The organism is Aeromonas sp. FDAARGOS 1402, assembly GCF_019046925.1.
In the GTDB taxonomy this organism is placed as follows: Bacteria; Pseudomonadota; Gammaproteobacteria; order Enterobacterales; family Aeromonadaceae; genus Aeromonas; species Aeromonas caviae.
On record NZ_CP077201.1, the window covers coordinates 4552354 to 4576272 of the forward strand.

At 63.5% G+C, this 23919-nt stretch carries 18 protein-coding genes; 8 read left to right on the forward strand and 10 right to left on the reverse strand.

Annotated features, from left to right (window positions below):
• The first annotated feature begins 282 nt into the window (after positions 1–282).
• On the forward strand, positions 283–660 hold the full coding sequence (locus I6L32_RS21260; RefSeq protein ID WP_045524016.1) for a hypothetical protein: 378 nt from the start codon (positions 283–285) through the stop codon (positions 658–660).
• 182 nt (positions 661–842) lie between these two features.
• Positions 843–1571, forward strand: coding sequence for an MgtC/SapB family protein (locus I6L32_RS21265; RefSeq protein WP_041213246.1), 729 nt, complete (start codon positions 843–845; stop codon positions 1569–1571).
• Positions 1572–1648: 77 nt separating this feature from the next.
• Here the strand turns inward: I6L32_RS21265 and I6L32_RS21270 are convergent, their stop codons facing one another.
• The 9 genes from I6L32_RS21270 to grpE form a co-directional block, all read right to left on the reverse strand.
• On the reverse strand, positions 1649–2659 hold the full coding sequence (locus tag I6L32_RS21270; protein ID WP_045524014.1) for a substrate-binding domain-containing protein: 1011 nt from the start codon (positions 2657–2659) through the stop codon (positions 1649–1651).
• A 27-nt stretch (positions 2660–2686) separates the two neighbouring features.
• Positions 2687–4102: a sucrose-6-phosphate hydrolase gene (locus tag I6L32_RS21275; protein WP_216944467.1), complete on the reverse strand. Its 1416-nt coding sequence runs from the start codon at positions 4100–4102 to the stop codon at positions 2687–2689.
• The gene (locus I6L32_RS21280; RefSeq protein ID WP_201890230.1) at positions 4102–5466 is read right to left on the reverse strand and encodes a sucrose-specific PTS transporter subunit IIBC; all 1365 of its coding nucleotides are present in this window, start codon (positions 5464–5466) and stop codon (positions 4102–4104) included. The genes I6L32_RS21275 and I6L32_RS21280 overlap by 1 nt, the downstream gene beginning before the upstream one ends.
• 81 nt (positions 5467–5547) lie before the next feature.
• On the reverse strand, positions 5548–6462 hold the full coding sequence (locus I6L32_RS21285; protein ID WP_254203907.1) for an aminoimidazole riboside kinase: 915 nt from the start codon (positions 6460–6462) through the stop codon (positions 5548–5550).
• 156 nt (positions 6463–6618) lie between these two features.
• Positions 6619–8109: a carbohydrate porin gene (locus I6L32_RS21290; protein WP_080944225.1), complete on the reverse strand. Its 1491-nt coding sequence runs from the start codon at positions 8107–8109 to the stop codon at positions 6619–6621.
• A gap of 228 nt (positions 8110–8337) precedes the next feature.
• Positions 8338–9540, reverse strand: a complete 1203-nt coding sequence (locus I6L32_RS21295) for an ISL3-like element ISAeme19 family transposase (protein ID WP_084865641.1) — start codon at positions 9538–9540, stop codon at positions 8338–8340.
• Positions 9541–9687: 147 nt separating this feature from the next.
• The gene (gene dnaJ / locus I6L32_RS21300) at positions 9688–10824 is read right to left on the reverse strand and encodes a molecular chaperone DnaJ (RefSeq protein WP_045524008.1); all 1137 of its coding nucleotides are present in this window, start codon (positions 10822–10824) and stop codon (positions 9688–9690) included.
• A 254-nt stretch (positions 10825–11078) separates the two neighbouring features.
• The gene (gene dnaK, locus I6L32_RS21305; RefSeq protein WP_010673646.1) at positions 11079–13007 is read right to left on the reverse strand and encodes a molecular chaperone DnaK; all 1929 of its coding nucleotides are present in this window, start codon (positions 13005–13007) and stop codon (positions 11079–11081) included.
• Positions 13008–13291: 284 nt separating this feature from the next.
• Positions 13292–13867 carry a nucleotide exchange factor GrpE gene (gene grpE / locus I6L32_RS21310; RefSeq protein WP_029314044.1) on the reverse strand — a complete coding sequence of 192 codons (576 nt, stop codon included), beginning with the start codon at positions 13865–13867 and terminating at the stop codon, positions 13292–13294.
• 263 nt (positions 13868–14130) lie between these two features.
• Between grpE and nadK the strand changes: the two genes are divergently transcribed.
• Entirely contained in the window at positions 14131–15015 is an 885-nt protein-coding gene (gene nadK / locus I6L32_RS21315; RefSeq protein ID WP_010673644.1) for an NAD(+) kinase, read from the forward strand.
• Between the two features lie 24 nt (positions 15016–15039).
• Here the strand turns inward: nadK and I6L32_RS21320 are convergent, their stop codons facing one another.
• Positions 15040–16197, reverse strand: coding sequence for a diguanylate cyclase (locus tag I6L32_RS21320; protein WP_043154715.1), 1158 nt, complete (start codon positions 16195–16197; stop codon positions 15040–15042).
• A gap of 306 nt (positions 16198–16503) precedes the next feature.
• Here I6L32_RS21320 and recN point away from each other — a divergent pair, with 306 nt between their 5' ends.
• From recN to I6L32_RS21345, 5 genes are all read left to right on the forward strand, one after another.
• A complete protein-coding gene (gene recN / locus I6L32_RS21325; RefSeq protein ID WP_043154712.1) occupies positions 16504–18168 on the forward strand; it encodes a DNA repair protein RecN in 1665 nt (554 codons plus the stop codon).
• Positions 18169–18639: 471 nt separating this feature from the next.
• Complete coding sequence (locus I6L32_RS21330) at positions 18640–19080, forward strand: universal stress protein (protein WP_216944468.1); 441 nt, start codon at positions 18640–18642, stop codon at positions 19078–19080.
• A 194-nt stretch (positions 19081–19274) separates the two neighbouring features.
• Positions 19275–20438, forward strand: coding sequence for a macrolide transporter subunit MacA (gene macA, locus I6L32_RS21335; RefSeq protein ID WP_216944469.1), 1164 nt, complete (start codon positions 19275–19277; stop codon positions 20436–20438).
• Positions 20435–22459 carry a MacB family efflux pump subunit gene (locus I6L32_RS21340; protein WP_216944470.1) on the forward strand — a complete coding sequence of 675 codons (2025 nt, stop codon included), beginning with the start codon at positions 20435–20437 and terminating at the stop codon, positions 22457–22459. Before macA ends, I6L32_RS21340 begins: the two co-directional genes overlap by 4 nt.
• Complete coding sequence (locus tag I6L32_RS21345) at positions 22456–23829, forward strand: efflux transporter outer membrane subunit (protein WP_216944471.1); 1374 nt, start codon at positions 22456–22458, stop codon at positions 23827–23829. The genes I6L32_RS21340 and I6L32_RS21345 overlap by 4 nt, the downstream gene beginning before the upstream one ends.
• Positions 23830–23919: the final 90 nt, after the last annotated feature.

Below are 23919 nucleotides of genomic sequence, written 5' to 3' on the forward strand. Positions count from 1 at the left end.
AGGGCTCGGGGTTTACCCAGGCCGCCGTATCGGCTACCATGTCGCCTCTTTATCACTAGCGGAGACCATCGGTGGGCAACTCATCAAGTGACAGACGCACGCCGACCCTCGTCGTCGGCACCCTGGTCGCGAGCTAGCCGCAGGTTATTCTCTGCCGCGACTCGCCACCCTGCGAGAAGTGGATCCCTCTTTTCCCCGCTTTTCACACTTGACGTCAGGTGACGCGGACTCATCCCCCGACACCTTGCCTGCATAGTTTCTGCTTCCCAAAAGGAGGCTGCTATGCGCTTGATTTCAAACAACTCTGTCGCTGACAAATCCCCTTCCCTGCTGAGCAGACTGGGACGGGGCCTGCGACCACTCTGGCAACGTGGCAGACGGCGTCAGCACCTCTATCGGCTGCACATCCGCTGCGAAGACAGAGCCGACATGGAGCAGGTGCTGGCGGCGGTGAGCCACACCCTGCAACCGGCCGGACTCAGTCCTCTGCAGTCCATGAAGCCCGGGCGCGGTGAAGGCCGCGTGCTGGTGCTGAGCCTCTACTGCACGCCGCCCCAGCGCCGCTATCTGGTGCAGTTCATCCACCAGGTCGGGGCTGTCCACCCGGTACGCTGGGAACTGCGCCCCCGCGCCGGGGACGACGCCACCACCAGCCATTGACCCTCGAACGAGGCGAGGTCCTTCCCGGGCAACCGTGAAGGGCCTGTACCCTGTTCTGCGCCATCCCGCCCCGTCAGGAGGCGGGTCGCGCCCTTGCATTCACCACGATGTCGACCTTGCCCCCCATCTCTCACGCAACCCGGGGGAGCAGGCTGGTCGGCATCCCCAGGAGGAGACCCTTCATGAGAATGTGGCAACAACTCGATTTTCTCGCCCTGCTCGACACCCTGGCCAGCCTGCTGCTCGCCTTCGTGCTGGGCAGCCTGGTCGGCCTGGAGCGCCAGTACCGCCAGCGCACCGCCGGTCTTCGCACCAACGTGCTGGTCGCCGTGGGGGCGGCCCTGTTCGTCAACCTGGCCCAGCGCATCTATGACCTGCATGGCGGCAGTTACGGGGTCGTCCACGTGGTGGCCTACATCGTCTCCGGCATCGGTTTTCTCGGCGCTGGCGTCATCATGCGGGAATCCGGTAACATCCGGGGCATCAACACAGCAGCCACCCTGTGGGGCGTGGCCGCGGTCGGGGCCGCCTGCGGCGCCGGGTTCGCCCTGGAGGCCATCCTCGGCGCCCTCTTCGTGCTGGCCGCCAACACCCTGCTGCGCCCCCTGGTCAACCAGATAAACCGTGACCCGGTGGACAACATGGACACCGAAGTGACCTATCACGTGACCGCTCTCATCGGCCGCGCTCACCAGAAGGAGGTGCTGCCCTGGCTCGAGCAGATGCTGGAGCAGGCCCACTACCCCCTGAGCGAACTCGACATCACCCCCTTCGGCGATCAGGATCTCGAGATCTCGGCGGCGCTGCTCGCCACCGCCATCGATGGCACCAAGCTCGATGCCCTGATGAACACGCTCGGGGAGCACCCTCACATCAAGCAGATCTTCTGGCGAGCCAGCATTACCGATTGACGCCCTCATACCAGTCGCAGCACAAAAGCCCCGCCGGATCCGGCGGGGCTTTTTCACAGGAAAGGGAAGCCGTGTGCCTAGCGGCGGCTGCGCCAGCGCACCCTGGGGTTAATGACCTGGGCGGTCTGGGCTGGGGGATTGCCCGCGATGAGTTGCTGCATCATCTCGAAGGCGGCCCGGGCCAGGGCCGGGCAATCCTGGGCCACGGAATCGATGCGCATGGGGATGCAGTCGAGCAGATCGTGATCGTCGAAGGTACACAGGCGCATGCCGGTCTCCATCAGTCCCGCCTCGTTGAGGTAGCGCAGCACCCCCTCCAGCAGGGTGAAAGAGGCGGTAAAAAGCCCCTTCGGCGGTGCCCCGAGTTCGTCCACCAGCTCAGACATCAGCTGATAGCCCGAGCTCGGCTGGTAGTCACGGTGGCGGACCCGGTCTGAAGTGGCCTCCAGCCCGGCCCGGTGCAATCCGAGCTCGTAACCCGCCAGCCGGTGGCGGCTGGGGGAAAGATCCAGCAGACCTCCGAAGTAGTAGATCTCCTCCCCGCAATCCTGGGTCATGTCCTGCACCAGCTCGGCGGTGGCCTTGCAGGCGTCCGAGATCACCATGGGCAGGCGCGACTCACCGATGTGGCGGTCGAGCTGCACCACCGGCAAGCGGTCGTGGATGCGGGCATAGATGTCGTCACTGTGGCCGCTGGAGGCGACGATGAGGCCATCCACCTGACGGCTGATGAGGTTGTCCACCACCCGCTGCTCCAGGGTGGGGTCATCCTCGGAGCAGGCGATGAGCAGCTGGATCCCCGCCTCCCGACAGCGGGCCTCCAGGGCACGGGCGATGCTGGCGAAGCCGAAGTTGGTGAGGTCGGGGATCACCAGCCCCCAGGTGTAGCTGCGCACCTCCCGCAGGGAGCGGGCATGGATGCTCGGCTGATAGTGGCACTCGTCCGCCACCGCCTGGATCCGCTTGCGGGTATCGTCGGCGATGCGGTATTCCGCACTCTTGCCGTTGAGCACCAGGCTGGCGGTGGCCTTGGAGACCCCCGCAAGCGTGGCTATCTGGGCAATCGTGATCCGTTTCTTCTTCTCCACCTGACCTCCCGGCACACTGAGACCGGGCTATTGTACTAGGCAGGTCGCCAGCGGCCAGTGATCGAGGCAAATTTTGCTGCCATCACCACCGCAACGTGCGGAAAGTACTGGGTTTTCGCCGGGGAAGTAACGGGTCGACAAGCTCTGGCGCCCGCCATCGACGAAGCACTCCAGGCTGGAGCGGTCACACAAGACGGTGATCTTGCCCCCAAGCCAGGGGGCGCTTCGCTCCTCCCACTCCCCGCTCTGCCAGTTCTGGCGGCGCAGCACAAGACGCCCCGGCTGCCACACCAGCTCGACCACGGCCCCGAACCCGAGGCGCCCTTCACCGCACAGCGCCAGATCGAGCCAGGCCGAGTCGATGGCCAGGGCAGGCAGCTCGTCCGGCGCCCCCTCGAAGCGGGTCTGCTCCCCTTTCAGGGCGCCCAGCTCTGCCACCGGCCGCTGGCAGAGCCACTCATCCTGCCAGAACAGCTCCCGCGGGCAGCTCATCTGGTGGATCCAGCCGTGCTCGAGAGTGGGCTGGCTCATCTCGTTCTCCTCCGGCAAGCCCAGCCAGCCGAACAGCAGGCGCCGCCCCTGGCTATCCTGGGTAGTCTGGGGGGCATAGAACTCGAATCCCCTGTCCAGCTCGTGGAAAGCCCCGTGGGCGAAGTGCGTCCCGTCGAAGTCACCCGCCAGCCAGCCGCACTGGTAGAGGTTGCGATAATCCTCTCCCTGCGGGGCAATCCCCTGGGGGCAGCTGATCAGCACATGGCGATCTCCCAGGGGGAAGAGGTCCGGACACTCCCACATGTAGCCAAACTCCCCGAGACCGCCGCGCCCGCTGCCGGCGATGGGGCCCACCAGCGTCCAGGCATCCAGGGTGTCACCGCGATAGAGCAGCACCTCACCCCGATCGTCCAGGGTACGAGCCCCCAGCACCATCAACCACTGCCGACCGTCGTGCCACACCTTGGGGTCGCGCACATGGCCGCTGTAGCCTGCGGGCAGGTCCAGCACAGGTCCCAGCTTGGCAAAGCCCCCCGCACCGTCGGCACGGGCCAGACACTGGTAGGCGGTGCGGCTGCCGTCCGGGTATTTGACGTTGCCGGTATAGATGAGGGTCAGACGCCCCTGCTCGTCGCTCACCGCCGAGCCCGAATAGCAGCCGTGGCTCTCATAGGCCTCGGTGGGCAGCAGCGCCACCGGCTCGTGCTGCCAGTGCAGCAGATCGGTGGAGGTGACATGCCCCCAGCCCTTGTTGCGGTGCTCGCAACCGAGCGGGTTCCACTGGTAGAAAAGATGGTAGCGCCCGTCGTGCTCGATGAAGCCGTTGGGATCGTTGAGCAGCCCCACCGGGGCTGCCAGATGCCAGCGGGGCCGATGGGGATCGGCCGCCGCCTTCAGCTGTCCGGCCAGCAGGGACCGGACAACCTGGTTCAGGAGATAGCTTTCCTTCATCACTCCACCTTGTACTTGAGCAGGTAGGAGGCGGCGAAAGCAGCGCCAAAGGCGATCACCAGACCGATGACGTAGTGGATGAGGCTCATGGGCTGGACGATGGCCATGCCCGGGATGCCGGTCAGGCCCACCGCCGTCATGCCGACCTTGGCCGCCACCACGTAGGCGCCGCCGCAGGCCCCGCCGAACAGACCGGCCAGGAAGGGCTTGATGTAGCGCAGGTTGACCCCGAAGATCGCCGCCTCGGTGATGCCGAGCAGGCAGGACATGGCCGCCGGCACCGTGATGGCCTTGATCTTCACATCGCGGGTCTTGAAGTAGACCGCGAGGCAAGCCCCACCCTGGGCCACGTTGGCCATGGCCCAGATGGGCAGCAGGAAGTTGACGCCGATGGCAGGGTTGGCCAGCAGCCCCGCCTCGATGGCGTGGAAGCTGTGGTGGATGCCGGTGATGACGATAAGGGAATAGGTGCCGCCAAACACCAGACCCGCCAGCCAGCCTGCCTGCTCATAGAGAGCGCTCAGACCGAACGAGATGCCATCCCCCAGCACCCGCCCGGCGGGGCCGATGAAGAGCAGCGCCACGAAGCCGGTGATGATGACGGTCAAAAACGGGGTGAGGATGAGATCCAGGGCGTCAGGGATGCGCTTGCGCAGCTGCTTCTCCAGGTGGGACATGAACCAGACTGCCAAGAGCACCGGGAAGACGGTGCCCTGGTAGCCGATCATGGCGACATCCAGGCCGAAGAAGTCCATGGTCTTGAAGCCCCCGGCCACGCCCCAGGCGTTGGTCAGGGCCGGGTGGGTGAGAATGCCGCCGAGCGTCGCCCCCAGATAGGGGTTTCCGCCGAATTCGCGCGCCGCCGTAAAACCGATGAGAATCGGCAGGATGATGAAGGCTGCCGAGCTGAACATGTCGAGCATGACGAACAGGGCGCTGTCGGCGTTGACCCAGCCGTAGGTGCGCACCATGCCGAGCAGCCCCATCAGCAGGCCAGAGGCGACGATGGCCGGAATGATGGGCACAAAGATGTTGGAGAGGGTCCGCGCCAGACGCTGGGCCACGTTGAGCTTGGCCGTCGCCATGTCGGTCAGCTCCGCCTTGCTGGCGGTGCCGGTCCCGGTCAGGGTGACGAACTCCGCATAGACCTTGTTGACCAGGCCGGTGCCGAAAATGACCTGGATCTGGCCGGCGTTGCTGAAGCACCCCTTGACCCCCTCCAGCTTGTCGATGGCGGCCTTGTTCACCTTGCTGTCGTCCGCCAGCACCAGCCGCAGCCGGGTGGCGCAGTGGGCGGCGCTGACGATGTTCTCCTTGCCCCCGAGCAGGGGTACCAGATTCTGGGCTATCGCACTGATATTCATATTCTTCCTCTTATGGCCCGCCGTCGGCAGGCCCATGTCACATGAGAGTAGGGTCTGTCGACCCGCGGTTCTAGCCGCGGATCAACAGCCGTCTGCGCCTGATCGCAAAAATTCATCCAGCCGGGTGCGGGTGGGCAGTGCCGTCATCGCCCCCTTGGCGGTGGTGGCGAGCGCCCCGCAGCCGTGGGCCTGAGCCAGAATGGCGGGCAGCTCGGCCTGCGTCAGCAGCGAGGTCCGTTCGGCCAAGGCCGCCAGCAGCCCGGCGACGAAGGCGTCCCCCGCCCCTGTGGTATCGAGTGGCGTCACCTTGGGACCCACCCACTCCAGCAACTCGCCACCCAGACGGGCCACCACGCCCCCCGCCCCCCGGGTCACCAACACCAGGGCCGGGCCTGAAAGAGTGGCAAGCCCCGCCGCCAGATCGTCCAGACCGCTCAGCAGTTGCAGTTCCTCCACCGAGAGCTTGACCACGTCTGCGAGGGCCATGGCCTCGCGCACCACGGGCAGCATCTCGGCAGGGTTGCCCCACACCTCTGGCCTCAGGTTGGGGTCGAAGCAGACCCGCCCCCCGACGGCCCGGATGGTCGCCATGGCTTGCAGGCAACTGCTGCGCACCGGCTCGTTGGCGAGCGCAATGGAGCAGGTCAGCAGCCACTGCCCGGCCTGGAAGACCGGCAGATCGGCGGGGCTCAGGAACTGATCGGCACTGGGGCGCACCATGAAGGTGAAGCTGCGCTCCCCTGCCTCATCGAGATCCACCAGCACCGTGCTGGTGCGATGGGCCGGATCCTGGATCAGGTGGCGAATGTCGACCCCCTCCCTGGCCAGGGTCTCCCCCATGAAGCGGCCGAAGGGATCCGCGCCGACCCGGCCAATGAAAGCCGACTCCCCGCCGAGCCGGGCAACGCCCACCGCCACGTTGGCCGGTGCGCCACCCGGACATTTGAGGTAGTGCTGCTCCCCTTCCGGGATCAAGTCCACTACCGCATCCCCCATTACCCACACACGATTCGTCACCTTGTTGCTACTCCACTGCTGCACAGGATTTGCCGGGGTCAGCCCCGGGTTCTGGGTCCGCATTATCAGCTAAACCGTTTTAGCTAACCAACAGATCCCGGGGCCGCCTGCCATTTTTGTGATCGGGATAACGAACTAGAACCAGGTTTCCATCTGCACGCCAAAGTTCCACTCGCCCCCGGCGGTGAAGTTGCTCTGGCCCATGGCATCGGAGCTGGCGTAGTTGTCGAGCTCGGAGGACCAGTCCATCCAGGTGGCGAACACCCGAAGCTCGGGCCGCTCGAAGAAGCCGGCGGTCTGCGCCTTGAAGGTCGGCGCGAAGGTGAGCTTGGTGAAATCGCCGCTCACCGCCTGACGACCCTTGTAGCCCTTGGGATCGAGGTCCATGTACTGCCAGGTCGCCTCGTAAACCAGCTCGACGTTCTGGCTCAGCACCTGGGCCAGGCGGCCATTGAGGGTCACCCAGCGGTACTCGTCCCCTTTCACGTAACGATCCTGGCTGTGCTCGGCCAGCAGGGCCGGGGCCACACGCCAGCGGGGCGCAAGATCGGTGGCGCCAAACACTGCGACCCGCACCGCATCGGCATCCGGCAGCAGCTCGCTGTCGGAGCCCAGCCCCTTGAGCTCGGCACCCAGACCGTGGCCATACAGCACCGCCGCCTTGGAGAAACCGGGGTTGATGCCAAAGAAGCTGTCGGCGTGGTAGGCCACCAGGGTGTGGGCACCCTTGTTCGCCGCTTCGCTGCCCGCGCCGCCGTCGTTGATGCGCGCCTCGTTATCCTTGGCGGAGAGGCCGTTCAGCATCCACTGCCAGTTGCCAACGCGGTTGTTCATGGTGAGGATGTAGCTCTCGATGTCGGAGAGACCGCTCGCGCTGATGTCGCCGTAGTCGCGCCCGTAGAGGGAGAAGTTCGCCTTCCAGCTGTCGGCCAGCTGCACGTCGTAGACGCCGCCGCCGGTACCGGCCAGGAAGACCACGTCCGAGTCGAGCCAGTGGATGTCGAAGTTGTCCCGGTCAAAGCGCTTGCCCGCCCAGAGCACCGAGTGCTGGAAAGGACCGCTGAAGCTCGCCAGATCGCCGATTTCGGCAAACACCTGGCGGGTGTTGAGGCTGGAATCGCTGGCGGTCCAGTCGTTGCTGGTCTCCACCCCGTCTGCCAGCATCAGCTTGTAGCGGGCCCAGCTGCCATCGTCGAAGGTCTGGGTCTTCAGCAGGTTGGCCTCCATGTAGGTGTCATCCTCGTTGCCAAGGCGACCCACGGCGCCGCCCACCGAGCCGGCCGGGGTGATGTAGGGGCCGCCGCGGCCACCATTGCCGTTGCCGTTCACCAGCAGGCCCGAGCGGGCATAGCCGTGGAACTCGAAGCCCTGGGCCCCGGCGGTCTGCTTGTCCACCTTCTCGCTCTGGGCCTTGGCAACCACGGCGGTCTCGCGGGCTTCGTTTGCCTTGCTCTGGGCCTCATCGGCCCGCGCTTCGGCAGCGGTGGCGCGCGCCTCGGCTGCCTGCACCCGCGCCTCCAGCGCCGCCAGCCTGGCTTCGATACCACCATCCGCCGCCCACAGCGGGCTGCTCATTCCCAATCCCAGCGCCACGGCCAGCGCCAACTTGCTCTTGAACATCGTCATCGTCCTCACCTGTCTTCTGTCGCCCGTCCGGGCTCTGTTGTTGTTGACGAGCTGAGGATAGCTAAACCGCTTTAGCTGACTCAATATGCCAGCTAAACCGTTTCAGCAGGAGTGTGAGCGGGATAACATTTGTACAGGAGGAATTGGTGGAAGTTGTGAGGAGGATCCCTCATCGGGATCCACTCAATAAGGGGGGATCCAGGCCAGATGGCGGGCAAAAAAAAAGGTTCATCGCGGCTTTCCGGGGAAGGCCGCCTTGATTTTCAGAAAAAAGTATTCTGAGTCCCTAAATCCATATGCCATACGCTTTATCACTTTGATCTTGTTGTTCACCCCTTCCAGCACACTCGTGTGCATCGGGTAGTTTGCACTCGCCAGGATCCCCCGCATATATTTCGATAAATTTCGACCAAATCGTTGCAGCGGCGCTAGCCCGCTTTCCTTCACCTGCCGCATCCAGCTCCGCCATCGTCGCCATCCTTCCCACACGCTCGGCGCATACCAGATGCCCTTCAACGCCTCTTTCAGCACGTACACCATCGCCAGCGGTTGATTCGCCGCCAACAGCTCCTGCAACTTCACATCCTGTTTTTCACTCAGCTTCGCCCGATTACGTAGCAGCAACCAACGCGCACTTTTGACCACTTTTCGCGCCGGTTTATCGCTTTTCAGTGCATTCGCCTGCTCCACTCGCACCCGGTCCACCACCTCTCGGCCATAGCGAGCCACCACGTGGAACAGGTCGTAGACCACCTCCGCCTGCGGGCAGTGTTGCTTCACCTCCAGGTCGAACGCCGTGTTCATGTCCATCGCCACCGCCTCAATCTGCTGGCATCGCTCGCCGAGCTGCTCGAAGAAGGGACGGATAGCGGCCCGGCTGTTGCCGTGCCCCACCCACAGGACGCGGGTTCGCTCGGCATCCATGATCACGGTGGCATAGCGGTGTCCCTTGTGCAGGGCAAACTCATCCATCACCAGCCGCCGCACCTCCCCAAGTTCGATGGTGCCCACACTGGTCTGCAAACGGCGCTTGTCGATCTCCTTGATGGTGTGCCAACCGACCCCGGTGAGCTGGCTGACATGGCGGATGGGGAGGTACTGAACGAGCGCTTCAATCCAGCACTGCATGCGCCGGGTGAGGCGGGAGCCAGAGGGGAGCCAGTCGATATGTTCACTGACGCGACCACAGCGCAGACAGTCGACGCGGCGAACAGGCAGTTGTAACCAGACTTGTCGGTCAAATAGGTCTCGCTCACGCACCCGGCGGATACGTTGGTCGTGGATCAATGGCGTGGGTTGCAGGCATCGGCGACAACGGGGCAACAGGTCGGCGCGAGGCTCAAGGGTAAACAGGGTGTGATGGTTGGCAGAAAGCGCTTGGGCGATGACGGTATAACCTGGCCAGAAGGAGGCAATATCAATATGATGCACGGCGACAGCAGGGTGATGGTGGTGGTGTGTTTGGAGACAGCCAGTTTACCAGCACCCTGTCTGTCAACTTCCACTTCCCCAAGATCCCGCGAAGAACCAAAAAAAAAGCCGGCACATCCGTGCCGGCTTGGGTAACGCGGGTCGCGTTTATTTGGTCAGGTCGTCGAAGAAGCGTTTCACCCCTTCGAAGAAGCCTTCGGATTTCGGCTTGTGAGTCTTGGCAGCGGCGCCGCTGAAGGAGTCGTCCAGCTGGCGCAGCAGATCTTTCTGGGTCTCGGTCAGCTTGACCGGAGTCTCGATCACCACCTTGCACATCAGATCCCCCACCTGGCCGGAGCGCACGGACTTGACGCCCTTGCCCCGCAGGCGGAACAGCTTGCCGGTCTGGGTCTCCGGGGTCACCTTGAGCTTGACCCGGCCATCCAGGGTCGGCACTTCAATCTCCCCGCCGAGCGCCGCCGTGGTGAAGCTGATGGGCACTTCGCAGTAGAGGTCGTTGCCGTCACGGACGAAGATCTCGTGCTCGCGCACGTGAACCTGTACGTAGAGATCCCCCGCCGATGCGCCGGTTTCCCCCGCTTCCCCTTCGCCGGAGAGACGGATGCGATCCCCGGTGTCGACCCCGGCCGGGATCTTGACCGACAGGGTCTTGGTCTTCTGGTAGCGCCCTTCCCCATGGCACTTGCGGCACGGATCCTTGATGATCTTGCCGCGACCGTGACAGTGGGGGCAGGGCTGCTGCACCGCGAAGAAGCCCTGGCGCATCTGCACCTGGCCGGAGCCGTGGCAGGTGGGGCAGGTCTGGGCAGAGCTGCCGGTATGGGCACCGGAGCCGTTGCACACTTCGCAGTGGACCTGGGTCGGGATCTTGATCTCCTTGGAGACCCCGCGCACCGCCTCTTCCAGCGTCAGCTCCATGTTGTAGCGCAGATCGGCGCCACGGGCCGGGCCGCGACGACCGCCCCCGCGACCACCGAAGATGTCGCCAAACACGTCGCCGAAGATGTCGCCGAAATCGGCACCACCGCCAAAGCCGCCGTGGCCGCCACCCTGGCTCGGATCCACCCCGGCATGACCGTACTGGTCATAACGGGCACGCAGGTTCTCGTCGGTCAGGACCTCGTAGGCTTCCTTGACCTCTTTGAACTTCTCTTCAGCCCCGGCATCACCCTGGTTGCGATCCGGGTGATACTTCATGGCCAGACGCTTGTACGCCTTCTTGATCTCGCGCTCGTCGGCACCTTTCGACACCCCGAGCACTTCGTAGAAATCGCGCTTCGACATACTCATCCTGTTGCTATATCAGCAGTTACGCAGACGGGCGTTGGTTACCCAACGCCCGTAAATTCATTGACGAATCTGCTCACACTCTTACTACGAAGCCGTGATCAAGGCTCATGTGCTGCTCGGAATCCTCACGTATATCTATACGCTCCGGTTCCTGCGCTGCTCTTTACCTTGCTGACGGCCTCTCGCGACAGACCGTGAACAGATTCTGAGCCGATGGGCGAAGCGGACTTCGCCCATCCGGGTCGGGCTTATTTCTTGTCGTCTTTCACTTCTTCGAACTCGGCGTCGACCACGTCGTCGTCAGCCTTGGCAGAAGAGGAGGACTGACCGGCGTCAGCACCGGCGGCGCCTTGCGCCTGAGCCTGCTGCTGGGCAATCTCCATCAGCTTCTGGGACGCTTCCAGCAGCGCTTGCTGCTTGGCTTCGATGGCAGCCTTGTCGTCACCCTTGATGGCGGATTCCAGCTCGCTCAGGGCAGTCTCGATCTTGGTCTTCTCGTCGGCAGGCAGGGCTTCACCGGCTTCGGTGACCTGCTTGCGCACGGAGTGGACCAGACCGTCAGCCTGGTTGCGGGCCTGCACCAGCTCTTCGAACTTCTTGTCCTCGGCCGCGTTGGCTTCGGCTTCGCGTACCATACGTTCGATCTCGTCATCAGACAGACCGGAAGAGGCCTGGATGGTGATCTTCTGCTCCTTGTTGGTCTCCTTGTCTTTGGCAGAGACGTGCAGGATGCCGTTGGCGTCGATGTCGAAGGTCACTTCGATCTGCGGCAGACCGCGCGGTGCCGGACGGATGCCTTCCAGGTTGAACTGGCCCAGGGACTTGTTGTCGCTGGCGCGCTTGCGCTCACCCTGCAGCACGTGAATGGTCACGGCAGACTGGTTGTCTTCGGCGGTGGAGAACACCTGGGACTTCTTGGTCGGAATGGTGGTGTTCTTCTCGATGAGCGCGGTCATCACGCTGCCCATGGTCTCGATCCCCAGGGAGAGCGGAGTCACGTCCAGCAGCAGTACGTCGGTCTTGTCACCGGACAGTACGGCACCCTGGATGGCAGCCCCCATGGCCACGGCTTCGTCCGGGTTGACGTCTTTGCGCGGCTCTTTGCCGAAGAAGTCGGCCACGGTCTTCTGAACCAGCGGCATACGGGTCTGACCGCCCACCAGGATGACGTCGTCGATCTCGCCAACCGCCAGACCGGAGTCTTTCAGGGCGACACGAACCGGCTCCAGGGAGTCTTTCACCATGTCTTCCACCAGGGATTCCAGCTTGGCGCGGGTCACCTTGATGTTCATGTGCTTCGGACCGGTGGCATCTGCTGTGATGTACGGCAGGTTGACGTCGGTCTGCTGGGCAGAAGAGAGCTCGATCTTGGCTTTTTCGGCTGCATCTTTCAGACGCTGCAAGGCCAGCTGGTCGTTGCGCAGGTCAATGCCCTGCTCGCGCTTGAACTCGTCAACCAGGTAGTTGATGACGCGGTTGTCGAAGTCTTCACCACCCAGGTGGGTGTTACCGTTGGTTGCCAGTACTTCGAAGGTGGTTTCCCCTTCGACTTCGTCGATCTCGATGATGGAGATATCGAAGGTACCGCCACCCAGGTCGTATACAGCAACCTTGCGCTCGCCCTTGACCTTGTTGACGCCGTAGGCAAACGCAGCCGCAGTCGGCTCGTTGATGATGCGCTTGACGTCCAGACCGGCGATGCGACCGGCATCCTTGGTGGCCTGACGCTGGGCGTCGTTGAAGTAGGCCGGTACGGTGATGACGGCTTCGGTCACCGGCTCGCCCAGGTAGTCCTCGGCGGTCTTCTTCATCTTTTTCAGCACTTCGGCAGAGATCTGCGGCGGTGCCATTTTCTTGCCTTTCACTTCAACCCAGGCGTCACCGTTGTCGGCCTTGGCGATGGCGTAAGGCATGATTTTCAGGTCACGTTGTACTTCGTCATCTTCGAAACGACGGCCGATCAGACGCTTGATGGCGAACAGCGTGTTCTTCGGGTTGGTGATGGCTTGGCGCTTGGCCGGCTGACCAACCAGGATTTCGCCGTCATCGGCATAGGCAATGATGGACGGAGTAGTACGGTCGCCTTCCGCGTTCTCGATCACGCGAGCATGGTCGCCATCCAGAATAGCGACGCAGGAGTTGGTAGTACCCAGGTCAATACCGATGATTTTACCCATTTGACGAATCTCCAAATACTTTGAATAAACTGGCGAGGGGCTCGCCTTGATACGTTAACGGCTAGGTGGGGCCTGCCACTGTGGCTTTCAAGCTCCCGGCATCAAATTTTTTGTGCCGCCGTGGCCTTGCAACCTATATGGGGTCTCAAGTCGGCGCTTCAAGTCCGGCCCTGAAAAAACCTGCATACAGGCCACCTGACAGCCAAATGACGCCAGACACGTTTTTTTGGCGCCACATCCAACAAAAAGCCCGCCAAGCGGCGGGCTTGGTGAGAACAGCGCGATCAGTCAGCGGACTTGGACACCATCACCATGGCCGGGCGGATGACGCGGCCGTTGAGCTCGTAGCCCTTCTGCATCACGGCGATCACGGTGTTCGGCGCCACGTCGGCACTGGGCACCATGCTCATGGCCTGGTGGGCATTGGGGTCGAACGGCTGGTTAGTCGGGTCCAGCGCCACCAGGCCAAACTTGGCCACGCCGCTCTGCATGGATTTCAGGGTCAGCTCGACCCCTTCAATCATCGGCTTGAGGGTGTCGTTCTCCTTGTCCGCCAGCTCGATGGCGCGCTCCAGGTTGTCCAGCACCGGCAAGAGCTCTGCGGCGAACTTCTCCAGTGCAAACTTGTGGGCTTTCTCCACGTCCTGAGCGGCACGGCGACGCAGGTTCTCCATCTCGGCGACGGCGCGAATGGCGCGCTCGCGCTCTTCCAGGGAGGCCTGCTGGGCCGCCTCCAGCTGGGCCTCCAGCTCGGCGATGCGGGCCTGCTCGGCTGTCACTTCACTGTCTACATCGGTCGGCTCGACTGGCTGGGCTTCCACTTGCTCCATCGCTTCAACCTTTTGTTCTTCGTGGCTCATGACATCTCCAATATTCAGGGGTTGCGTGTGAGGGTGGCTGGCGTTCAGACAAGCGACACGCGCCAGCAGACCCTGTGTTGGCGCTATTATGGGGACACAGCCCCGGCTTTCAAGGGGAAAAGGGCAGATCGGGCACAATGGCGCCCATCCGCGTGCCAGGCAGCCCCTTTTCGGGGCCGATCGCACCAACCGCCACGGAGGCAGACAAATCCCCGGCAAAGCGCGGTATACTCCCCCCAAGACTCTCCCAGACCCGATAACCTATGGATTCTCCGTTCAAAACCGTTGCCCTCATCGGCAAGCCCCATCACGAGGGGGCCAACCAAACCCTGACCGGCCTGTATCAGTACCTGACCAGCCGTGGCTTTCGCGTGCTGCTGGAGAGCCGGGTGGCCCATACCCTGGGGCTGCTCGGGGAGAACGTGATGGATCTGGTGCAGCTCGGCGAGCAGGCGGATCTCGCCATCGTCGTCGGCGGTGACGGCAACATGCTGGGGGCCGCCCGGGTGCTGTCACGGTTCGATGTGGCGGTGATCGGGGTGAACCGGGGCAACCTCGGCTTCCTGACCGATCTCTCGCCCCAGGATTATCTGCTGCCCCTGGAGCAGGTGCTCTCGGGTCACTTCAAGAGCGAGCATCGCTTCCTGCTGGAGGCCGCCGTCTATCGCCACGGGGAGCGCAAGTCGAGCAACCTCGCGGTCAACGAGGCGGTGCTTCACCCGGGCAAGATCGCCCACATGATCGAGTTCGAGGTCTACATCGACGGCAGCTTCATGTACAGCCAGCGCTCGGACGGCATCATAGTGGCGACACCCACCGGCTCCACCGCCTACTCCCTGTCGGCAGGGGGCGCCATTCTCACCCCCAAACTCAACGCCATCACGCTGGTGCCCATGTTCCCGCACACCCTGAGCAGCCGCCCCATCGTGCTGGATGCGGACAGCGAAGTGCGGCTGCTGGTCTCGCCAGACAACCAGGACGACGCCATGCAGGTGAGCTGCGACGGCCAGGTCACCCTGGCGGTCCACCCGGGGGACGAGATCCTCATCAAGAAGAGCAGCCACAAGCTTCATCTGGTGCATCCGCTGGATTACAGCTACTTCCACGTGCTGCGCAACAAGCTCGGTTGGGGCAGCAAGCTCTTCTAGCCAGGCAACACCGGTGGCGAGGGTCTACCCCTCGCTGCTTTCGACCAGCCGAGGCAGTGCCGGCTCGAATGCCAGATGCACCCCGTTTCTCCCCGCTTCCTTCACCCGGTACATGGCAGCATCGGCTTTGGTCAGCATCAGTGCCAGGTCAGCCTCGGCACTGGCGCACACAACCCCCATGCTCACCGTGACCCCCTCGCACGGCAGGCAGGCCCCCTGCCGGGAGCCCGTCTCTATCTGGCGGCGGATTCGGTCACAGATGTCGTGGGCCATCTGGCCGCTCACGCCCCCCATGATGATGGCGAACTCCTCGCCACCGATGCGCCCCACCAGATCATCCTTGCGTACCTCGGCCACCAGCACCCCGGCCACATAGCGAATGACCTCATCCCCGCAGCCGTGACCAAACTGGTCGTTGACCCGCTTGAAGTGATCGATGTCCAGGACCACCACGCAGCGCGTCTGGCCAGGCGTAGCCCCCTCCCCCTGCCTGAAGAGGCCACGCCGATTAAGCACCCCGGTGAGGGGATCCCGCTCCGAGAGCGCCAGCAATGCCTCCTCCGTCTCCACATAGGCCACCAGAGGCAGCAGCAACACCGAGCCGATGGTCAGCACCATGTGCATGAAGAAGATGAGATCGAGCCAACCTCCGCCCCCCATCCGCCCTTCGACTCCCAGCAAGAGCAGCCCCCCCTGGCTCAGCAGGATGGTGAAATGCAGCAGGTAAATGAGCGCCACCGCATGGAGCACCCGCTTCTGTTGCCGGCCGAGAGAGACGATGAGGCAGGCGCACCACAGGTACAACATCGATTCCATCAGGGCCAGCACAATGCGCACGGGGGCGAGGCTGGACAATCCCAGATAGAGCAGCAGCAACACCGCCACGCCTCCCCTCACGGCACGGGGATGCCATGCGCGCTCGTAAAGCGCACAAAAACCGGCGAGCAACAGCAGGATGCTCATGAGCGAGACCAGGCCGCCGACCCGGATGCCCAGCGCCGGATATCCTCCCAATACCCCCAGACTGAGCAGCAGGATGGAGAGGGAGAAGAGAAAAGCGGAGAGTGACCAGTACAGAAAGTTGCCTCGACCTGGCTTCAGGGAGTGGATGAACAGCATGATCAGCCCCGACATCAGGTTGATTGCCAGGGAGATCAGCAGCAGGGTCGGGGTATGGATCATCGTGACGCATCCTTGCGAAGAGGTCTGTGCACAGCCCAGGCTCAACCAGGACTGGTTCGAGTGTGTCTCAGCCAGCCACTCACCACAAGAGAGCGCCTCAAGGTGGCTTCTCGCATCACCTCAGCCCATGCCAGGTACGCAGGTTGATTTTGCAGGCCATCTGATCGGCGTCACACCCATGCCGCGGCCTTGACATCCTTGCCCTCCCCCTGTTTCGCAAAAATCCTCCCTGCCCACTTTACTGTATATAAGACCAGTATATACTGGATGCATACACAGTAATGTTGACCCATACAGGATGAGACCATGCTGACCCAGCTGACCGTCAACAACTTCGCCATCGTCAAGTTTCTCGAGCTCGATCTGCAACCGGGGATGACCTGCATCACCGGGGAGACCGGGGCGGGTAAATCCATCGCCATCGATGCTCTGGGGCTGTGCCTGGGGGAGCGCGCCGAAGCCAGCATGGTGCGCCCGGGCAGCGACAAGACCGAGGTGAGTGCCCGCTTCCTGCTGGAGGGTAATCCTGCCGCCCGGGCCTGGCTCGCCACCAACGAGCTTGAAAATGACGGTGAGTGCATCGTCCGGCGAGTACTGTCCGCCGAGGGGCGCTCTCGCAGCTATATCAACGGGGTTCCCGTCCCCCTCGCCCAGCTCAGGAACCTGGGTCAACTGCTGGTCAACGTCCACGGTCAGCACGCTCACCAGATGCTGCTCAAACCCGATTACCAGCTCGCACTGCTGGACGGCTACGCCGGTCATCATCTGCTCCTCGACGATGTGCGCCGCCACTACCAGCAGTGGCGCCAGTTGCAAAACGAGCTCAACCGGCTCAAGGCCGAGCAGCAGCAGCGGGAAGCCCGCCGTCAACTCATCGAATACCAGGTGCAGGAGCTGGACGAATTTGCCCTTCAGCCGGGAGAGTTTGAAGAGATTGAAGAGGAGCATCAGCGGCTCGCCAATGGCACCGAGCTGATGCAGGAGTGCGGGTATTGCCTCGATCTGCTCTATGACAATGAAGAGACCACCATCGCCGGTCTGCTGCAGACGGCCGTGGACAGGGCCGAGACCCTGGTCGGCATGGACAGCCGGCTTGGCAACGTGCTCGGCATGCTCAACGAAGCCCTGATCGGCGTACAGGAGAGCCACAGCGAGCTGCGCAGCTATCTCGACCGGCTGGAACTGGATCCAGAGCGCTTCAACGAGCTGGAGAGCCGCCTCTCCAAGGCCATCAACCTGGCACGCAAGCACCATGTCAAACCGGCGGAGCTGGCCCACTACCATCAGGAGCTGGCCGCCGATCTGGCCCGCCTCAACTCCGACGAGGAGCGCCTCGAGGGGATGGAGGACGAGCTGGCCTCGGCCCGCCAGGCCTTCGTGCAGGCCGCCGAGGCCCTGAGCCAGAGCCGCCAGCGCTATGCCGAGGAGCTGGGCGCCAAGGTAAGCGCCAGCATGCACGAACTGGCGATGCCCGATGGCCGCTTCGCCATCGAGGTGCGACCCGATGCCCAGAGCAGCCTCTCGCCCCTTGGCATCGATCGGGTGGAGTTCATGGTCACCACCAACCCGGGTCAGCCCATCCAACCCCTTGGCAAGGTGGCTTCCGGCGGCGAGCTGTCGCGTATCAGCCTCGCCATCGTGGTGATCAGTGCACGCAAGATCTCAACCCCGACCCTTATCTTCGACGAAGTGGATGTGGGGATCAGCGGCCCGACCGCCGCCGTGGTGGGCCGCCTGTTGCGCCAGCTCGGCGAATCCACCCAGGTGATGGTGGTCACCCACCTGCCCCAGGTGGCAGGCAAGGGTCACCAGCACATGGTGGTGAGCAAACACACCGACGGCAAGACAACGGAAACCCAGATGCAGGCGCTCACCCAGGGCGCCCGGCTCAACGAACTGGCCCGCCTGTTGGGGGGCGATCAGATCACCGACAACACCCTGGCCAACGCCCGTGAGTTGCTCGCAAGCTGACCACGGGGCGGACGGGATGCCCTCCCGTCCATGTCGGCCCTTTCAGATTGACCGAGTCATCATCGCGGTGGCCAGTTGAAGCCTCTTGCCGACGGCGCGGGCTTGGTTGACCGATGCCGTGAACCGCAAGCAAGAACGAGGGGCGGCCCTGGCTAATCCGCGGCACGTGTCTTGATGCTCAGTCTGAGCCTGTCAGCCTGGTCATCACCCAGTCGGGTTTTCATCGCCATGGTCAGGACGCCACTCATCTTCGTTGCACTCATTCACATTTCGAACGGACACATCCCTTCATTTTCCATTCAACTCAGTCTGTTATGATGATGTAAACGGACTCGGTACCTTCAGTTGCCATCGACAGAAGGTGACGCTTGATGCAAACACACCGGGTTCGTTTGAGCTGACATTTCGCGGGAAGGGAGGATGGGAGCGCGCTTCCGCTGTCTGACCCGCACCTGCCAAGGAGAACTGCTTATGAGCCCGACCAATATTGTGCTGTTGCTGGAAGGCAAGGATTACGAGCAGGAGACACTGGCCAAGGCGAGCCGTCTGACACAAGGGCTGGGCGCCAACCTGACCTTGTTGCACCTGACCCACAGCAGCAAGACCCGTCGCAATAGTCTGTCCCTGTCACAAGAGGAGCGCAGCCCCCAGGGCACCCTGGATGCCAAGGCGATCATCAGTGAACTCATCACCCAGCTGTCTCACCCAGTGGATTACCAGTGCCTGGTGGTGGATGACGTGGTACCGGATCTCCAGCGCTGGCTGACCGCTCACCCCGCCGACCTCTTGCTGGTCGGCAGCCGTCATCACTGGATGGAGGGCTCGCTGGCCCGTCTGCTCCTCTACAAACTGCCCCTCGATATCCAGATCTGCCACGAGCCTCACGCCGCCTTGCTCAAAGCCGTCGGTTGACACCACAAGACCCGCTCCCTGAGCGGGTCTTCTTGTTTCTGACGCCCCGCCGTCACCCTCCCCCAGCTTGACCTCCTCCACTGCGTCACCGCCAGAACCACACGATTTCTTACACATTGCTCGCTTCTTTTTGAGGGCCATTTGCTGCACGATATGGCCCTTGCACGCCTTCGCTCGTTTCGTTCAGGTGATAAATGAAAGCTCTTCGAAAACCCGGCAAGCTCGCCCTGCTCGCCCTTGTGCTGATCCCTCTCGTCACCTGGCTGGCCTGGCCAGGCAACACACCGGACCCGGTACTGACCGCAACGGTTACCCGACAGGATGTGGAGCAGACGGTGCTCGCAAGTGGCGTACTGCAGGCCATCGAGCAGGTGGATGTGGGGGCCCAGGTCTCGGGTCAGGTCACCTATCTCGCGGTGGAAGCGGGTCAACAGGTCAAACAAGGAGAGCTGCTGGCGGAGATCGATCCCCTGATCGCCCAGAACAACCTCAAGACCGCCGAAGCTGAGCTGGCCAGCCGCCGCGCCCAGCTCAATATCAAGCAGGCACAGCTCAAACAGAACGAGCTTGCCTGGCGCCGCCAGCAGCAGATGTTTCGGCAGGAAGCGAGCTCTCGTGCGGATCTGGAGAGCGCCGAAGCCCAGCTTGCCGTCACCCGGGCCGAGCTGCAAAGCGCCCAGGCCGACATCGACAACGCCATCATCAAGGTGGAACGCGCCAAGACGGAGCTCGGCTACAACCGCATTCAGGCCCCCATGGATGGTACCGTCGTCTCCATCGTCACCCGGCAGGGGCAGACCCTGGCCGCCAGCCAGACGGTACCGACCCTGCTCAAGCTCGCCAATCTCGACACCATGACGGTCAAGGCCCAGATCTCCGAAGCGGACGTCACCCGTGTCAAGGCGGGCATGCCGGTCTATTTCACCCTGATAGGGGATCCGGATACTCGCTACCACGGTACCCTTCGCACGGTCGAGCTGGCCCCCACCAACATCAATGAACAGACGGCCAGCACCACGGCCACCAGCAATGCGGCCATCTACTACTATGCCCTGTTCGATGTGCCCAACCCCGGCCATCAGTTGAGGGTCGCCATGACGACCCAGGTCACCATCGTACTCGGCGAGCGCAAGCAGGTACTGGCCATTCCCCAGACCGCCCTCGGCAAGAAGATTGGCGACAACGAGTACGAGGTCAGCCTGCTCAAGGCGGGGGACCAGAGAGAGACCCGCCGCATCAAGACCGGCATGAAGGATGACATCAAGATTGAGGTGGTGAGCGGCCTGACCGAGCATGAGAAGGTGATCCTGGAGCAGGGCAAGCCGGCCCTGCACGATGAAGGGGAGATGGAGCCGTGAGCGAGCCCCTGATCCGTCTCAAGGGCATCGAGCGGCGCTACCAAAGCGGAGAGCACGAAGTGACCGTGCTGCACCCGCTGGATCTCGCCATCGATGCCGGGGAGATGGTGGCCATCGTCGGCGCCTCCGGCTCCGGCAAATCGACCCTGATGAACCTGCTGGGCTGCCTCGATCGCCCGAGTGGCGGCCAGTATCTGTTTCGCGGCCAGGATACCGCGACCCTGGATGCCCTCTCCCTGGCACGGCTGCGCTGCCACCACTTCGGCTTCATCTTCCAGCGCTATCACCTGCTGCCCCATCTGGATGCGGCCGCCAACGTGGAGATCCCCGCCATCTATGCCGGCACTGCCCGCCTTGATCGCCAGGCCCGTGCCCGCACCTTGCTGACCCGCCTGGGACTGCAGGATCGCAGCCACCACAGACCCGGCCAGCTCTCCGGCGGTCAGCAGCAGCGGGTCAGTATTGCCCGGGCGCTCGCCAACGGCGGTGAGGTGATCCTGGCGGACGAACCCACCGGCGCTCTCGACAGCCAGAGCGGCAAGGAGGTGATGGCCATCCTCAAGGAGCTGCACGCCCAGGGCCACACCATCATTCTGGTGACCCACGACATGGCGGTGGCAAGCCATGCGGATCGCATCATCACCCTGCGTGACGGGCGGGTAGTGGAGGACAGCGGCCATCGGGCGACCGATGACAACGCAGCCTCACCCTCCCTATCCGGGACGCCGGCCCACCCGCAGCCAGGTGACGGCAGCCAGCTGGCCCCTCCCTCTGTCGGGCAAGATGCACAGAGCACAGGCGCCGCCGTCCGCACCGCAAGCCGGGGCTGGGATCGCTACCGGGAGGCGGGGCGCATGGCCCTGCACGCCATGCTGGCCCATCGCATGCGCACCTTCCTCACCATGCTCGGCATCATCATCGGCATCGCCGCCGTGGTCAGCGTGGTGGCGCTGGGTCAGGGGGCGCGCGCCAAGGTGATCGACGACATCAACGCCATGGGCACCAACACCATCGACATCTTCCCCGGCAAGGACTGGGGAGACGAGAAGGCCGCCAGCATCCAGACCCTGAACGAGCGGGATCTCGACGCGCTGCTCGGCCAGCCCTATCTGGAGGGGGCCAGCCCCCAGATAGCGACATCCGGCCAGCTTCGCTATCGCAACAAGACCAGCAGCGGCAGCGTGATCGGGGTCGGCAACGACTTTTTCCGGGTCAAGGGGATGACGCTCACCCAGGGGCGCCTGCTCGATGAGCGGGACATTCGCAACCGGACGGCAGTCGCCGTGGTGGATGGCAAGACCATAGAGAGCCTGCTCGGCCAGGTGGACCCGGTCGGCCAGGTGGTGCTGGTCGGCACCCTGCCGGTGCGCATCGTGGGGGTGGTCACCCAGGAGACCGGCTTTGGCCGCAGCAGCCAGTCGGTCAATGTCTGGCTCCCCTACAGCGCCGTCATGAGCCGTCTCCTCTCCCAGCAGCACTTCACCCAGATCACCATCCGGGTCAAGGACGGCGTCCAGCCCGCCCTGGCCGAGCAGGCGGCAGTCGCCCTGCTCACCCAGCGCCACGGCGTGAAGGACTTCTTCACCTTCAGCAGCGACAGCATCGTCAAATCGGTGGAGAAGACCACCGCCACCCTGACATTGCTGGTCTCCGCCATCGCGGTGATCTCCCTCATCGTCGGCGGCGTCGGAGTGATGAACATCATGCTGGTCTCGGTGGTGGAGCGCACCCGGGAGATAGGGATCCGCATCGCCGTCGGCGCCCGCCAGTCCGACATATTGCAACAGTTCCTCATCGAGGCGGTGATGGTCAGCCTGCTGGGGGGGCTACTCGGTATCGGCCTCGCCCTGCTCATCGGCGCTCTCTTCTCCCTGCTCGTGGAAAGCTTCCAGATGCGCTTCTCGCTCTTCTCCATCCTGATGGCCTTCGGGTGCTCCTCCCTCATCGGGATCCTGTTTGGTTACCTGCCCGCCCGCAATGCGGCCAGGCTCGATCCGGTGGAGGCACTGGCGAGGGAATGACGATGCACAACCTATCAAGGCTCGGGCTAAGCCTGATGCTCACCGCCAGCCTCGGTGCCTGCAGCCAGCAGAGCACCTATCACAGACCCGATCTCGACGTGGCGCCAGCATGGCAGCAGGAGAGCCGGGGTCTCACCGCGCAGCAGGCTGGCCCCTGGTGGCAGGGATTCCAGGATCCCGCACTCGATCGCCTGGTCGAGGCGGTGCTGGCCGCCAACCCGGACATGCGGGTGGCCGGGCTCAAGCTCAAGAATGCCCTGCTCGGCGCCGATCTGGCTGACACCAACCTCACCCCCTCGGTCAGCGCCAATCTCGGGGCCAGCGGCACCAAGAACATGAAAGATGGCAGCGCCAGCAGCAACCTGGGCCCTTCCCTCAACCTCAGCTACGAGGTGGATCTCTGGGGCAGACTGGCCGCGGCAAGGGATCAGGCAAGCTGGGAAGCACAGGCCAGCGAACAGGATCTGGCCGCCACCCGGTTGCTGCTCATCGGCAAGACCCTGGAGCAATACTGGCAACTGGCCTACCTCGGCTCGGCCATGACCCTGGGCACCCAGCAACTGGCCAATCTGGAGCGCATTGAGCGCCTGACCCGCGCCAAATACGAGGCGGGCGCCGTGACCCGACTCGATCTGGTACAGGCCAGCCAGCAGAAGGCAGGCAAGCAGGCGGAGCTCGCCACCCTCACCCAGCAGCGGGCACAGGCGGGCAATGCTCTTCGCCTGCTGCTGGGCCGCAGCAGCGGGCCGCTCGCTGACGCTCCCGACGCCCTGGTAATGGGCCCGATCCCGTCCCTGGCGGCCGGCATTCCCGCCGATGTGCTGGCCCGGCGGCCCGATGTGCGCGCCGCCGAACTCAGGCTGCGCAAGACCCTTGCGAGGGGAGACGAGATCCGCACCGGCTTTTATCCCACCCTGAGCCTGACCGGCGGTGCCAGCACCACCTCGGATACCCTGACCCAGGTGCTGCAAAATCCAGTCGGCACCCTGGGCGCCACGCTGGCGCTCCCTTTCCTCGAGTACAACAAGACCCGGCTCTCCATCGCCAGCGCCGACATCGACTACCAGATTGCCGAAACCGAATTTCGCAAGCAGCTCTATACCGCGCTGCTGGAAGTGGAGGATGGCCTGGCCGCCCGTCAGCAAGGGGAACAGCGGCTGCGCTATCTGGAGCAGCAGAGGGCCTATGCCCGGGAGGCCGAGAGGCTCGCTGGCGCCCGTTTTCTGGCCGGTGCCACCGGGGTGCAACCCTGGCTGGATGAGCAGAACCGCCTGTGGGATGCCGAGCTCGCTCTGCTGGCACAGCAACAGGCCCAGCTCAACAACATGGCAGGCATCTATCGGGCGCTGGGGGGAAGCGATCGAACCTGACCCAGGCAGAGAGTGTGGGATCGCGATGGACATCCCGAGGAGGTCAATCGCGACCCATTCTGCCACAAACCAATTGATAATAGTTTTCAT